At 63.8% G+C, this 14,294-nt stretch carries 10 protein-coding genes and 1 pseudogene; 8 read left to right on the top strand and 3 right to left on the bottom strand.

The window, feature by feature from the left end; all coding sequences use genetic code 11:
* Window positions 1-258 precede the first annotated feature (258 nt).
* The 4 genes and pseudogenes from dnaE to GGR62_RS00595 form a co-directional block, all read left to right on the top strand.
* Window positions 259-3,852 carry a DNA polymerase III subunit alpha gene (gene dnaE, locus GGR62_RS00610; protein ID WP_184405888.1) on the top strand — a complete coding sequence of 1,198 codons (3,594 nt, stop codon included), beginning with the start codon at window positions 259-261 and terminating at the stop codon, window positions 3,850-3,852.
* Window positions 3,853-4,011: 159 nt separating this feature from the next.
* The gene (locus GGR62_RS00605; protein WP_184405885.1) at window positions 4,012-4,971 is read left to right on the top strand and encodes an acetyl-CoA carboxylase carboxyltransferase subunit alpha; all 960 of its coding nucleotides are present in this window, start codon (window positions 4,012-4,014) and stop codon (window positions 4,969-4,971) included.
* A gap of 85 nt (window positions 4,972-5,056) precedes the next feature.
* Window positions 5,057-5,812, top strand: a complete 756-nt coding sequence (locus GGR62_RS00600) for a tetratricopeptide repeat protein (RefSeq protein ID WP_184405882.1) — start codon at window positions 5,057-5,059, stop codon at window positions 5,810-5,812.
* Window positions 5,813-5,902: 90 nt separating this feature from the next.
* Window positions 5,903-6,355 (top strand): annotated as a pseudogene (locus GGR62_RS00595) (hypothetical protein); the annotation flags it as partial.
* Between the two features lie 227 nt (window positions 6,356-6,582).
* Here the strand turns inward: GGR62_RS00595 and GGR62_RS00590 are convergent.
* Window positions 6,583-7,029 (bottom strand): CopD family protein, encoded by a 447-nt coding sequence (locus GGR62_RS00590; RefSeq protein ID WP_184405876.1) that lies wholly within the window; start codon window positions 7,027-7,029, stop codon window positions 6,583-6,585.
* Window positions 7,030-7,102: 73 nt separating this feature from the next.
* On the opposite strand from GGR62_RS00590, the gene GGR62_RS00585 reads away from it, so the two are divergent.
* From GGR62_RS00585 to GGR62_RS00575, 3 genes are all read left to right on the top strand, one after another.
* On the top strand, window positions 7,103-7,705 hold the full coding sequence (locus GGR62_RS00585) for a class I SAM-dependent methyltransferase (RefSeq protein ID WP_184405874.1): 603 nt from the start codon (window positions 7,103-7,105) through the stop codon (window positions 7,703-7,705).
* A gap of 433 nt (window positions 7,706-8,138) precedes the next feature.
* Window positions 8,139-8,855: a hypothetical protein gene (locus GGR62_RS00580; RefSeq protein ID WP_184405871.1), complete on the top strand. Its 717-nt coding sequence runs from the start codon at window positions 8,139-8,141 to the stop codon at window positions 8,853-8,855.
* Between the two features lie 254 nt (window positions 8,856-9,109).
* Entirely contained in the window at window positions 9,110-10,417 is a 1,308-nt protein-coding gene (locus GGR62_RS00575) for a polyhydroxyalkanoate depolymerase (protein ID WP_184405868.1), read from the top strand.
* A 542-nt stretch (window positions 10,418-10,959) separates the two neighbouring features.
* Here the strand turns inward: GGR62_RS00575 and GGR62_RS00570 are convergent.
* A complete protein-coding gene (locus GGR62_RS00570) occupies window positions 10,960-11,871 on the bottom strand; it encodes a sensor domain-containing protein (RefSeq protein ID WP_184405866.1) in 912 nt (303 codons plus the stop codon).
* Window positions 11,868-12,230, bottom strand: coding sequence for a PadR family transcriptional regulator (locus GGR62_RS00565; RefSeq protein ID WP_184405864.1), 363 nt, complete (start codon window positions 12,228-12,230; stop codon window positions 11,868-11,870). Before GGR62_RS00565 ends, GGR62_RS00570 begins: the two co-directional genes overlap by 4 nt.
* A gap of 323 nt (window positions 12,231-12,553) precedes the next feature.
* Between GGR62_RS00565 and GGR62_RS00560 the strand changes: the two genes are divergently transcribed.
* Entirely contained in the window at window positions 12,554-14,107 is a 1,554-nt protein-coding gene (locus GGR62_RS00560; RefSeq protein WP_184405862.1) for an alginate export family protein, read from the top strand.
* The last annotated feature ends 187 nt before the right edge of the window (window positions 14,108-14,294 follow it).

Raw genomic sequence — 14,294 nt, 5'->3', positions numbered from 1 at the left:
GTAGTGGCGTCATCCATCCATTCGCGCGCATGCGGCCAGTGCGACCATGGCTTCTAGCATCGAGTCCCGCACGCGAAGCCCCGCACGGCCCCGATCCGCGCAATCGCCACCGCTGCACTCCACGCAGCTAGCCAACGCCTGAATCGGCCACACCGCCCAGCCCCCGTGGCAGCTGGCCGCGGCGCCACACCGAAGCTGTCAAGCCTTGTTCGGCCCGGCCACGCTCGCTACCCTGACCCCGCATTATTCCGGTCTCGCATGTCCACTTCCCGCTTCGTCCATCTGCACGTCCACACCGAGTTCTCGCTGGCGGATTCCACCATCCGTGTGCCCGAGAAACCGGATCAGGCTGACCCGAAAAAGGCCAAGCAGGCCAACCTGCTGAGCCGGGCGGTCGAGCTCGACATGCCCGCGCTGGCGGTCACCGACCTCAACAACCTGTTCGCGCTGGTCAAGTTCTACAAGGCCGCCGAAGGCGTGGGTATCAAGCCGATCGCCGGCGCCGACGTGATGATCGCCACCCCGGACATGACGCCGTGGCGCATGACCCTGCTGTGCCGCGACCGCGAAGGCTACCTGAGCTTGTCTCGGCTGCTCACCCGCGCCTGGATGGAAGGCCACCGCCCCGAAGGCGGCGTGGCGATCCACCCCGAATGGCTGCAGAGCGGCCACGCCAACCTGTTCGCCCTGGCCGGGCGCGAGAGCCTGGCCGGGCGCCTGTTCGGCGAAGGCCGTGCCGATCTGGCCGAGCAGCAACTGGCCGACTGGCAACGCGTGTTCGGCGATGGCCTGCATCTGGAACTCACCCGCACCGGCCGTGAGGGCGAGGAACGCTTCAACCAGTTCGCGCTGCATGCAGCCGGTGTGCGCGGCCTGCCGGTAGTGGCCAGCAACGATGTGCGCTTTCTGTACGCCAGCGACTTCAATGCGCACGAAGCACGCGTGTGCATTTCCTCCGGCCGCGTGCTGGACGATCCCAAGCGCCCGCGCGAGTACAGCGACCAGCAGTACCTGAAGTCCGGCGACGAAATGGCCGCATTGTTCGCCGACGTGCCCGATGCGATCGACAACACGCTGGCGCTGGCGCAGCGCTGCAACGTCGAGATGCGCCTGGGCACCTACTTCCTGCCCGCCTACCCGGTGCCGGAAGACGAAACGCTGGACAGCTGGATCCGCAGCCAGGCGCGCGATGGTCTGGCCGCGCGCCTGGAAAAGAGCCCGATCGCGCCCGGCAAGACCCGCCAGGACTACGTGGACCGGCTCGAATTCGAGCTGGACACCATCATCAAGATGGGCTTCCCCGGCTACTTCCTGATCGTGGCCGACTTCATCCAGTGGGGCAAGAATCAGGGCATCCCGATCGGTCCGGGCCGCGGTTCCGGCGCCGGTTCGCTGGTGGCCTGGGCGCTGCAGATCACCGATCTGGACCCGCTGCCGTACAACCTGCTGTTCGAGCGTTTCTTGAATCCAGAGCGCGTGTCGATGCCCGACTTCGACATCGACTTCTGCATGGATCGCCGCGACGAAGTCATCGACTACGTGGCGCGCAAGTACGGCCGCGAACGGGTCAGCCAGATCATCACCTACGGCACCATGGCGGCCAAGGCGGTGGTGCGCGACGCCGGGCGCGTGCTCGGCTTCACCTATGGTCTGGTCGACAGCGTGGCCAAGCTGATCCCCAACATCCTGGGCATCACGCTCAAGGATGCGATGGGCGAAGGCAAGGATTCGGAGATGGCCTCGCCGGACCTGATCCAGCGCTACCAGGTCGAAGACGACGTGCGCGACCTGATGGACCTGGCCCGTCAGCTCGAAGACCTCACCCGCAACGCCGGCAAGCACGCCGGCGGCGTGGTGATCGCGCCCGAGCCGCTTTCCGAATTCTGCCCGCTGTTCGCCGAACACGACGAGGACGGACGCGGCAAGAACCAGGTCACCCAGTTCGACAAGGACGACGTCGAAGCGGTGGGCCTGGTGAAGTTCGACTTCCTCGGCCTGCGCACGCTGACCATCATCGATTGGGCGGTCAAGGCGATCAACGTGCGCCATGCGCGCGCCGGCATCGACCCGGTCGACATCACCACCCTGCCGCTCGACGACGTGCCCACCTACAAGGGCGTGTTCGCCTCGGGCAATACCGGTGCGGTGTTCCAGTTCGAATCCTCGGGCATGCGCCGCCTGCTCAAGGACGCGCGCCCGGACCGTTTCGAAGACCTGATCGCGCTGGTGTCGCTATACCGCCCCGGCCCGATGGACCTGATCCCGGACTTCAACGCGCGCAAGCACGGCCAGCAGGAGATCGTCTACCCGGATCCGCGCACCGAAGTCATCCTGAAAGACACCTACGGCATCATGGTGTATCAGGAGCAGGTGATGCAGATGGCGCAGATCGTCGGCGATTATTCGCTGGGCGGCGCCGACCTGTTGCGTCGTGCGATGGGCAAGAAGGTGCCGGCCGAGATGGCCAAGCACCGCGAAATCTTCCGCGAAGGTGCGGCCAAGGGCGGGGTGAGTGCGGCCAAGGCCGACGAAATCTTCGACCTGATGGAGAAGTTCGCAGGCTACGGCTTCAACAAGTCGCACGCGGCCGCCTACGCGCTGGTCAGCTACCAGACCGCCTGGCTGAAACGGCATTACCCGGCCGAGTTCATGGCCGCCACGCTGTCCTCGGACATGGACAACACCGAGAAGGTGGTCGGCTTTCTCGACGAGGTGCGCAACCTCGGCTTGACCGTCAAGCCGCCGCGCGTCAACGAATCGGCCTACATGTTCGAAGCCGCCAGCCCGGACACGATCCAGTACGGCCTGGGCGCGATCAAGGGCGTCGGCCAGGGCGCCTGCGAAGCGATTGTCGAAGAGCGACAGCGCGGCGGCCCGTACACCACGCTGCTGGATTTCTGCACGCGCGTGGGCACCGCGAAGCTCAATCGGCGCACGCTGGAAGCGATGATCAACGCCGGCGCGATGGACGGGCTGGGCAAGAACCGCGCCTCGCTGATGCTGCAGCTGCCGGAGGTGGTCAAGGCCACCGAGCAGATGGCGCGCGAGCGCGCCTCCGGGCAGAACTCGCTGTTCGGCGGTGCGGATACCAGCGCGCCGGCGCTGCGCCTGGACCTGCCCGAGAGCAAGGAATGGCCGCTGGGGCAATTGCTCACCGGCGAGCGCGAAACGCTGGGGTTCTACCTCAGCGGCCACCCGTTCGATCCGCACCGCGACGAAGTGCGCGAGCTGGTCGGCTGCGACCTGAGCTCGCTGGAGAGAATCCTCGCCTCGCAACAACGTGGCGGCGGCGGTGGGGGCGGCGGCGATGGCGAAAAACGCGCCTGGCGCCCGGAAGTCAGCGCCATTCTGGCCGGCCAGGTGATCGGCGTGCGCCGCAAGGGCGACAGCCAGGTGTTCGTGCAACTGGAAGACGGCCGTGGCCGGGTCGAATGCAGCGCGTTTTCCGATGCGATGGCCGAGTTCGGCCACCTGCTCACCCGCGACCGCATCCTCATCGTCAAGGGCGGCCTGCGCGAGGACGAATTCAACGGCGGCTACAGCCTGCGCATCCGCCAGTGCTGGGACTACGAGCAGATCTGCGCAGACCACGCGCAACGCCTGTCGCTACGCCTGGACCTGCGCGAGAAGCAGGCCTGGAAGCGCATCGACGCCCTGCTGGCCAAGCACCGCCCCGGCAAGACCCCCCTGCGCCTGGACCTGCTGCTGCGCGCCCCGACCGGCGGAGTCGCCGGTATGCTCGACCTCAATGGCAGCCACTCGGTGCGCATCGACCAGCATCTGATGGACAGCCTCCGCGCCGACCCGGCGGTGCGGACGGTGAAGATCAAGTACAACCCTCCGTGGGCGTGAGAATAGGGAATGGGGAATGGGGAATCGCAAAAGCGAGGCCGCCGGATAACTTGCTCTGATTCCCGATTCTCCATTCCCGATTCCTCTCCCAACCCCACCGTACGGGTTCATCGGACGCATTCCGCTACACTCCCCGCCTTACGTTGACGACGCCATTGCATGAATCCTAACTACCTCGACTTCGAGCAACCCATCGCCGATCTGGAAGCCAAGATCCAGGAACTGCGCAAGGCCAGTACCGGCCCTGCAGTCAACGTGGACACCGAGGTGCGTGCGCTGCGCGACAAGTTGCGCGTCCGCACCGCGCAGATCTTCCGCGATCTCTCCGCCTGGCAGGTCTCGCAGCTGGCGCGCCACCCGCAGCGCCCGTACACGCTGGACTACATCGGCACCATCTGTGACGAATTCCAGGAACTGGCCGGCGACCGCGCCTATGCCGACGACAAGGCGATTGTCGGCGGCCTGGGCCGCATCGATGGCCGCGCAGTGGTGATCATCGGTCACCAGAAGGGCCGGGACACCAAGACCAAGGTCGCGCGCAACTTCGGCATGCCGCGCCCGGAGGGCTACCGCAAGGCGCTGCGCCTGATGAAGCTGGCCGAGCGTTTCCGGCTGCCGCTGCTGACCTTTATCGATACCCCGGGCGCCTACCCGGGCATCGGCGCCGAGGAGCGCGGCCAGTCCGAAGCCATCGCGCGCAACCTGCTGGAAATGGCCGAGTTGAAAGTGCCGGTGATCTGCACCGTGATCGGCGAAGGTGGCTCCGGTGGCGCATTGGCCATCGGCGTGGGCGACCGCACCTTGATGCTGGAATATGGCACCTATTCGGTGATCTCGCCCGAAGGTTGCGCCTCGATCCTGTGGAAGGACGCGGCCAAGGCCAAGGACGCGGCCGAGCAGCTCGGCTTGACCGCCAAGCGCCTGAAAGGCCTGGGCCTGGTCGACAAGGTGATCCGCGAACCCACCGGCGGCGCGCACCGCAATCCCGAGCAGATGGGCAAGCGCCTCAAGGCGGTGTTGCTCAACGAGCTGGAAGCGCTCGAAAAGCTGCCGGTCGAAGGCCTGCTGCAGCGTCGTTACGAGCGCCTGCGCAGCTACGGCGCCTACGAAGGCAACTGATCGGCGGTGTGCCGAGGCGATGGTGCCCAGCGCACCATCGCCAGCCAGCAAGACGATTGGCCATCATGGAAGGATCTTTTCGGATATGAGCCCGCTACTTCTCCTGTCGCTGGTATTGCAGGCCGCCTGCTGTGTGCACGTGGTGCGCAGCGGCCGCCCGCTGTACTGGATCTTCATCCTGCTGGCGTTTTCGTTCCTGGCGGTCCTGATCTACGTGTGCGTGGCAGTGATCCCCGACCTGCGCAACGACCCGACGGCGCGCCGCGGGCTGCGCAAGGTGCGTCAACGCATCGACCCGCAGCGCGAACAACGCGATGCCTCGCGTCAGCTGGATGTGGCCGACACCCCGGAAAACCGCCGCCGGCTCGCGCAGACGCTGCTGGAACAGGGCGATTACGCGCGTGCGGCCGAGCTATATCAGGGTGCGCTGCGCGGCATCTACCAGGACGACCCGGACCTGATGCTGGGCCTGGCCAAGGCCCAATACGGCCTGGGTCAGGCAGCAGACACACGCAACACCCTGGACGCGCTGATCGCGGCGAACCCGAATTTCCGTTCGCACGACGGGCACCTGCTGTATGCGCGCGCAGTCGAAGACAGCGGCAGCATCGACGAGGCGTTGCACGAATACGAAACGCTTGCACAGGGCTATCCGGGCGAAGAAGCGCGCGTGCGCTATGCGCAGTTGTTGTTGCGCGCATCGCGCCCGCAGGACGCCAAAACCGTCTTCGCACAGGTACTGCGACACGCAGCCGCCTCGCCCAAGCATTACCAGCGCGAGCAACGCGCCTGGATCGAGATGGCACGCAAAGGACTGAGCGAGTTGGACGCCAGCGCATGAGCGCCGCCTGAGGCGATACTCAAGCGGCGAAACATACAGCGTGCGCGCACACCCTGTGTCGCCAGGACCGGGTACGCAACCAAGGGGACCAGCATGCCCAGAAAGCCCGAGATCGAGACAAGCCTGAAGGCCGAGATCGATCGCCTGCTGGACTTGTCCGCACAGGCGTTTCGCAGCGGCGCTGCGGCGGAATCGCTCGACTTGGGATTGCAGGCCTGGGCGCTGATCCCCGAGCCCAAGAACGCATGGGATTATTATCCGCAAAGCCTGTCTGCTGGCTTTGTAAAAGACTATGTCGATCTAAACGACAAGGACAACGCGTCCAAATGGATCGACGTGATGGCAACGATGTACGAGGACCCGAATCACGAGGACCATCTTGTGTTGATGACCGAGGGGGAAGCGATGTTCCAGCTCGGAGACAAAAAGCGCGCCTGGTATGTTTTCGGCAGGATTTACGAGATCTACGGGAAAAAGGGATTTGTCGGACACCAGAAAACGTATCTCGAGTTCCATCTCGATGAGAAGGCAAGCTACGCATGACGCCGTGCAGGACCTCTCCAAAGATCCATCGCGTCACCGTTCGCTGTTGATCCTTCGACACATAAGTCGAACGCGACGCATCGATGCATGCCGTCACTGCGTTGCCGCATGCGATCCAATGCAGGAAATCGGGACGACTGTCCGCCCCACAGCACTGCCGCTCTTGCGCGAACACGGCACCGACCACAGCCGCCTGCGGCAAGCGCATCCACCGCCCAGGCACTGCCTCAGAACGGCTTGGCCAACACCAGCCAGATCACACCGACCAGCAGCACCACCGGCACTTCATTGAACAGTCGCAGCGCGCGGCCGCTGGGCACGGCGCGCCCCTGATCCACGCCCTTCAGCCAGCGCCCGGACACGATGTAGTGCGCCAGGATCAGCGCCACCGCAAAGAGTTTTGCGTGCAGCCAGCCACCGGCCACCATCGTCGGAAAATCGGGGATCACCCGATAGCCCTGCCACAGCACCGCACCCAACAGCAGCGCCAGACCCAGCATGCTGTGGCCGAACTTATAGAGGCGACGCCCCATCAGCACCAAGCGTGCGCGCACCGCGCTGTCGTTACCGGCCTCGGCGATATTGACCAGGATGCGTGGCAGGTAGAACACCGCCGCCATCCAGGCGATGACGAACAACAGATGGAAAGTCTTGATCCACAGATACAGGGTCATGTGCTGGCTTCGCTGGCTGGCGTAGGATGACCCGCATTTTCACCCATCCGCTTGCGCGAAAGCACATCCGTCCATGCATCAACCCGACGACAAACAGTACGACGCTCACTATTTCAGCCGCTGGTACAGGCAGGCGGGGCTGGCCGACCCTGCACGCCTGCGACGCAAGGTCGCACTGGCGGTGAGCCAGGCCGAGTACTACCTGGAACGCCCGATCCACAGCGTGCTGGATATCGGTTGCGGCGAGGCCGCGTGGCGCGCCCCGTTGCTGGCGCTGCGCCCCAAGCTGCGCTATCTGGGCTTCGACAGCAGCGCCTATGCAGTGCAGCGCTACGGACGCAGCCGGCAGATCCACCCTGCCCGCTTCGGCGATTTCGCCTGGTTGCGCCCGTGCGCGCCGGTGGATCTGCTGATCTGCTCGGACGTACTGCATTACGTGCCCACGCGCGAGTTCAATCAGGGCCTGCCCGGATTGGCCGACATGTGCGCAGGCGTGGCGTTTCTGGAGACGTTTGCCGAAGAGGACGCCTTCGAGGGCGATCACGACGGTTTCCAGGCCCGGGCGGCACGCTGGTATCGCCGCCGCTTCGCCAGTGTGGGGTTCGGCGCATTGGGATCGCACTGCTGGCTATCGCCGCAGTTGACTGCAGATGCATCGGCATTGGAGCGCGGCTAGCACGCCGGCTCCCCGCAGTCGCCTGCGGTGGGGTTGACCAGGCGCATCGACCCGAACTCGGGGCACTGCGACTGAATCCACCTGCTCGATGACTGCGACTTGCGGGGGATGGCGATACGCAATCGACAGGGATGTCTGCAGCGTGTATCTACTTTGACGTGAGTGCGAAGCGGCCTGCGGCGCGTCGGGACGATGTCGCAGTGCATCGCTGACCGCTCCCAAGCGCAGATGGATCGCATACGGTAGGCGTATACCGCATCGACACGCTTGTCGACGCCAGCCCGCACGTACGAAACACGCTCCACTTGCCTCACCGCTCGCAGCAAGGCCAACACCTCGTGATGGATAACCGACATGGCATGCTCCGATTACAATGACGCGTCCAAAATAGGGGCTGCACGCCAGGCGATACGGCAACTGCCGCGTCGCGTTGATGCTGGCGGACGCCTCGTTCACTGGCGTCGACGACGATGTGAATCCGGCTGACGCATCGACGCGACGACTGACGCGATGGATTAAACCGACCCGAGTGACCCACACAGACATGGCTTCCACTTTCTTCAGGCCTGCCGCCCTGGCGCTGGCGCTCATCATTGCCGGATCGCAACTTTGCGCGCGTGCGTCTGTGCAAACGGTGGCCGACAGTCCGGGCACATCGACTCGGCAGGAACATGCTTCGCTGCTGGATGGGAAAATCCGGTTTGACTTGCCGCCTGATTTCGTCGGCACGGCGTTGCCGCCCGATCCACCCGAGAACGGGGCTGCGGGCGTGACCGGCACCGCCTACACCAATGCGCGGCAACAGATGGTCCTCGCCAGCGAGGAGGCGTCGATGCCCGACGGTGTGCGCGTTCAGGATAACGATGCAAGGTTCCTGGACGGCGTCATGGCAAGCTTCATCGAACAGCAGCAAGCATCGTGGCAGCACTATCAACGCGCAGGCGAAAAATCCATCACCATCAAGGGATTGGGCTTGCGCCAAGTGGACGCAATCGCCAGCTTCAGCGATATCCCCATGCGCGTGACCATGCTGTTGGCGGGTTCGGGAAGGACATTGGCGCTCATCCGTATCACATCGAAAGCCGACGATGTCGACAGCCACAACATGCTGGTGTCCAACGTGCTTGATGGAATTCGGGCCGGGCGCTGATTCGACCGGCAGTTTGCAGCGGACCTGCGCATCAAGCCGACCCAGTTGACCATTACCGGTTGCGGTTGCGGACTCCGCATCGTGCCGGCGACGGCGCTGGGCGGCGTAGACAGCGTGACTGACCAGCCCACGCGCCTCAACGTCTGCCGCGTTCTGACAGCAATGCCGGCTCTAGCGTGCGCAGCCCCATTAAGGTGCAAATGCGCCAAAGGGGGTATGCTGCGTGGCAGCAATGAGCCGCACGGATGGGTGGAATGCTTTATCAATTGCACGAGCTGACCCGCAATCTGCTAGCCCCTTGGGTGCACCAGGCCCAGGCGAACGCCAAGATGTTCTCCGACCCCGACAGCCTGTGGGCTTCGCTCCCGGGCGCTGAACGCATGGCCGCTGGCAACGAGTTGTTCCACCGTCTGGGCAAGGAATACGAAAAGCCGGCCTGGGCGCTCGACGATGTCGAGGTCGATGGCCACTCGCTGCCGATCATCGAACGCGAAGTGTTGAGCAAGCCGTTCTGCCGCCTGCTGCGCTTCAAGCGTTTCAGCGACCATGTCGAGCTGATCGGCACGATGAAGCAGCAGCCGGCGGTGCTGGTGGTGGCGCCGTTGTCCGGCCACCACGCCACCCTGCTGCGCGACACCGTGCGCACCCTGCTGCGCAACCACAAGGTCTACGTGACCGACTGGGTGGACGCGCGCATGGTGCCGCTGGAAGCCGGTGCGTTCCGGCTCGAGGACTACATCACCTATATCCAGGACTTTATCCGCCATATCGGCGCCGAGCGCCTGCATGTGGTGAGCGTGTGCCAGCCCACCGTGCCGGTGTTGGCGGCGGTGTCGCTGATGGCGTCCAACGATGAGCCCACGCCGCGCTCGCTGGTGATGATGGGTGGCCCGATCGATGCGCGCCGCAGCCCAACCCAGGTCAACAACCTGGCCACCGAAAACGGCATCGAGTGGTTCCAGAACAACCTGATCCACACCGTGCCGTTCCCGTATCCAGGACATGGCCGCCAGGTGTATCCGGGCTTCCTGCAGCACGCCGGTTTCCTGTCGATGAACCCCAACCGGCACGTGATGTCGCACTGGGATTTCTACACCGATCTGGTCAAGGGCGACCTGCAGGATGCGCAGGCGCATCGGCAGTTCTACGACGAATACAACGCCGTGCTCGACATGCCGGCCGAGTATTACCTGGACACCATTCGCGTGGTGTTCCAGGACTTCCTGCTGCCGCAGGGCAAGTGGAAAGTGGATGGGCAACTGGTCAAGCCATCGGCGATCCGCAATACCGCGCTGCTCAGTATCGAAGGCGAACTGGACGACATCGCCGGTCTCGGCCAGACCGAAGCGGTGCACGATCTGTGCACCGGTATCGATGCGGCGCATCGTCGGCATCTGGTGGTGGAAGGTGCAGGCCATTACGGCATCTTCAGCGGCCGTCGCTGGCGCGAGGTGGTGTATCCGCAGGTGCGCGAATTCATCGGCCGCTACGATGCAGACCCGGTGGGCAGCCGCGATCCAGCCACCGTCACCCCGATCCGCAAGCGCGGCAAACGCGCTTGATCGGCCGAAAAAACGCCCCTTGATCTCTCGATCAAGGGGGGTTTTTTATGGCAGATTCTTGGCTCAAGTCAGGACAGAGCCCTGCGCGGTCGCGTGATCGAGGGCGCGTTGCCCTCGTCGCTCGCGGGACACGCCGTGAACCCGTCCCTGGGGGCTCGGTGGCGGCATCCATGCCGCCACACGGTCCCGCAAGCGGCGAGGACACCGCACCAGAGAGCTGATCGGTTGTTTTCTTGAAAACATGCACACCAACCATCTCGATGGTCCTTGTCCGCTCACCGTCGCGGGACCTTACGCGGCATGGATGCCGCGTAAGCGCCTACAAGGACGTACTTGCGGCGTGTCCCGCGACGGTGGGCGGACAAGGGCCCTGCAGCCAAGCAGCAGATCAGCCGCTCTACACCTGATCTATCCGCACTCTCTAATCATTTCAAAACAACCTGGATTTCACGTCGTAGCGTCATTTAGGTTTGTACTGCAAACAACCTGGCACTGCAGCGATCGCAGCCGCGTGCCGCACATCCCGCAATGACACCTGTCACTCAACCTTCGCCACTCTTGACCAGCAGATGCTTGGCGAACATGCCGTGCAGTTTGCCGAAGGCGCGCGCCAGATGCAGCGTGACAAACAGCAGCAGCACGCCCACGACAAACAACGGCAGCGTCAGCCAAGGGCTGGTGAAGTCCACGCCGTCCCAGGTCAACACCGCCATGTTGTCGAACAGCAGCGCCAGCGGAGAAGCAGCCAAGCCCAGCGACAACGACAACAACGTGGTGAATACACAGAAATAGAGGATGCCCAGTGGCAGCATCAGCAGGAAATACAGCATCGTGCTCCAGGTGCGGGCATCGGTGAACATCGCGCCGATACGTTGCAGCCAGCCTTCCTGCAACCCGGGATGTGCAGGACGACGCGGCATGCGCACTCCCAGCAGTGCCTCCACGACACGGCCTTCCACCAGCGACAACACCCGCACCGAGCCGAAGAACAGCACCAGCAATGGCACACCGATGATCAGGATCAACAACCCGGCCGACAAACTGGCGCCGGTGACGACCCAGGTGAAATAGAACACGCCGGTGAGCAGCGACAGCAGCATGTAGAACAACGCGCCGTAAGTCCGCGGATCGGCGGCAACGCCAAAAAACTTGCCCAGCCACGAGTTGCGCTTGGGGGGCAATGGCGGACGCAAGGCGCGCGTCACCGTCACTTCGGTTTCGCGGTAGATCTCGGCCACTTCATCCGGCGCACCGTAACTGCCGGCCACGTCCGCGATGACCTCGGCCTCGCTCTTGCCGCGCTGTTCGGCCAGTTCGGCGCGCAGATATTCCTCGGCGTCGTAAAGCGCGTCCTGGATCATCGCCGGGTCGGCGCCGGCCAGCGCCTGTCGCAATTGGGCCAGGTAATCGGGAATGGTGGTCGGCAGCGGATGCGTTTGCGCAATGGTCGTCATAGGTGGGTCCCTTCCAGCACTGAGTCAACGGAATCGCGGGTGGCGCGCCAGGCGGCAGTCCATTCGCGCAGGCAATCGCGCCCGGTTTGCGTGATGCGGTAATACCGCCGTGGCGGACCAGACGCCGACGGCTCGACATGGCTCTGCAACAGCCCCGCCGCCTCCAGATTGCGCAACACCGGATACAGCGCGCTCTGCTTGCCGCTCAGCACGCCATCCAGGCGCTCCAGCCGCTTGGCGATCAGGTAGCCGTACAACGGCGCATCGGCCTGCGCCAGTACCGCCAACAATGCCAACGACACCGTCCCGGCACTCAACTCCTTCTGGAATTTCCGCAGGTGGACATCGGGCTCGGTCATCGCCATCTCCGCTAGGTCGAAGGCAATGCTATTGCGAAGTTAGGTATAGCGAATGTGCCGGTAGTCATGGACGGAATTGGCGATTCGGGATTGGAGAGTGGCAACGGCACGCCGTCCGGGAAGTTCCGCGCATCGACTTAAGCGAACTGAAGAAGCAAGAAGTGGCATCGCAATCGACAAGCCTTTGCTTGCGAATCACCAATCCCGGCTCATGTGCTTAGAACCATTGGGTTACTCCCTTTCCTGCACCGCTCCACTACAGTCATCGGCTGCTGAGCCGATACCTCAGGTTCAGCGGACTTCAATTTCGATAGGGCGACACGATGCAATTTGCACGCTTGGCACAGCCGGCCATGACTGACATTTCCTTTGCCACCACCCGGCGCCTGTGCCTTGCCATCGGGTTGGCGCTGCCGGGACTGGGATTTGCGCAGGCGCCGACTGCGGCGGCCAATGCCGAACAGACCGAGCCAGCGCCGGCCAAAGCAGCCGCGCCGGCAGCCGCTGCAGCATCCAAGGGCTATCCGATCGAAGCGCAGGGCTGGGGTGCCAAGCAGGGCGGCAACATGTGGCAGGTGCGCTGGGTCGAAGACTGGTCGTATCTGAAAGACCCCTCCAAGCGCAAAAGCCCGTTCGATCCGCTCAAGTACATTCCGTTCAACGAGCAGGGCGATGTCTACGTCTCGCTCAGCAACGAGCTGCGCGTGCGCAGCAACACCATCACCAATCCGGGCCTGGTTCCGGGCAGCCATTCGCAGCAGCAGTATCTGTTCCGTGCGTTCTTCGGCGCCGATTTCCATGTTGGCGATCACTTCCGGCTGTACACGGAATTGGCGCACGGCAGCCTGGATGGTCGCAACGAAGGCAACAAAACCGGCACACAGGAAAACAACGCGATCCTGCAGCAGGTGTTCTTCGACGTGAAAGGCCGCGTTGCCGATGCCGACCTTGGCCTGCGCGTCGGCCGTCAGGTGTTCGTCGATGGACCCACCACGCTGATGGCGTTGCGCGACAACACCGATATCTTCGTAACCTTCAACGGTGTGCGCGCCTGGGCGATCGGCGACAAGACCCGCGTGGACCTGTTCGACTTCAACTTCAATCTCGATGGCACCGAAGGCCTGGGCGACGATCGCATCGACCGCTCGCGGCATTTCCGCGGCGTGGTTGGCGGGTATCGCCTGCCAACCGCCAAGCCGATGTATCTGGAGCCGTTCTTCTATCAGTTCCGCAACGACAATCAGGTGTGGGGCCGCCAGACCGCCGAAGAAAACCGCAATTACTACGGTCTGCGCTTGTGGGGCAATGTAGGCAAGCTGCGCACCGATTCGTTCGTGACCGTACAGCGCGGCAGCTACGGCGGGCGCGATCTGCGCGCGTACATGGCCAGCACCTCCAACGCCTGGACGCTGAGCGACAGCGGCTGGAAACCGCGTGTGGGCTTCCACAGCGAAATCGCCTCCGGCGGCGGCGGTACGTCCGGCACCGGCACGCTGCGCAACAACAACTTCCTCTACGGCAACACGATCTACTTCAGCTGGGCGACGTTCTTCGGCCCGGTCAACCTGGTCACCGCCTCGCCCACGCTCACCTTCTCGCCGACGTCGAAAATCACCGTCAACCTGGAATGGGAAACCCTGTGGCGGCAGACCACCAGCGATGCGATCTACAACAACCAGGCACGCGCCTACGCACGCACCCAGAGCACCGACGAGCGCCGGATCGGCACCATGCCGCGCATCAACGCGACGTGGAACATCGACCCCAACTGGTCGGTGACCTTCCGCGCCGAGCACCTGATGGCCGGCCCCGCACTGAAGGAAGTCGGTTACGGTGATTCGACCTTCGTCATGGGGTGGTTGAACTTCCGGTTCTGATCAGCGCAATGCGAGCGTGTCGGCCTGACCGACATGCTCGTATTGCCATGGCGCAATCATCGCAGTCCTTGCGCAACGCGCCAGCGCTCGCACCTGCGCACAGTGGGCGGCAGATGGATGGCCGCCGGTCCGATCAGCTACGCCATTCTTGCAACGGCATGCGCTGATCGGTAAGCGTCAACGCACT

The organism is Xanthomonas sp. 3075 (genome assembly GCF_014197275.1).
Taxonomy (GTDB): domain Bacteria; phylum Pseudomonadota; class Gammaproteobacteria; order Xanthomonadales; family Xanthomonadaceae; genus Xanthomonas; species Xanthomonas campestris_B.
The sequence above is the reverse complement of the archived record's forward strand: the minus strand, read 5'-3'. Positions and strand labels throughout refer to the sequence as shown.

Excerpts from the sequence above, each read along its gene's own strand:
- dnaE (WP_184405888.1), top strand. The coding sequence starts at position 259 with ATGTCCACTTCCCGCTTCGTCCATCTGCACGTCCACACCGAGTTCTCG.
- GGR62_RS00605 (WP_184405885.1), top strand. The coding sequence starts at position 4,012 with ATGAATCCTAACTACCTCGACTTCGAGCAACCCATCGCCGATCTGGAA.
- GGR62_RS00600 (WP_184405882.1), top strand. The coding sequence starts at position 5,057 with ATGAGCCCGCTACTTCTCCTGTCGCTGGTATTGCAGGCCGCCTGCTGT.
- GGR62_RS00590 (WP_184405876.1), bottom strand. The coding sequence starts at position 7,029 with ATGACCCTGTATCTGTGGATCAAGACTTTCCATCTGTTGTTCGTCATC.
- GGR62_RS00585 (WP_184405874.1), top strand. The coding sequence starts at position 7,103 with ATGCATCAACCCGACGACAAACAGTACGACGCTCACTATTTCAGCCGC.
- GGR62_RS00580 (WP_184405871.1), top strand. The coding sequence starts at position 8,139 with ATGCTGGCGGACGCCTCGTTCACTGGCGTCGACGACGATGTGAATCCG.
- GGR62_RS00575 (WP_184405868.1), top strand. The coding sequence starts at position 9,110 with ATGCTTTATCAATTGCACGAGCTGACCCGCAATCTGCTAGCCCCTTGG.
- GGR62_RS00570 (WP_184405866.1), bottom strand. The coding sequence starts at position 11,871 with ATGACGACCATTGCGCAAACGCATCCGCTGCCGACCACCATTCCCGAT.
- GGR62_RS00565 (WP_184405864.1), bottom strand. The coding sequence starts at position 12,230 with ATGACCGAGCCCGATGTCCACCTGCGGAAATTCCAGAAGGAGTTGAGT.
- GGR62_RS00560 (WP_184405862.1), top strand. The coding sequence starts at position 12,554 with ATGCAATTTGCACGCTTGGCACAGCCGGCCATGACTGACATTTCCTTT.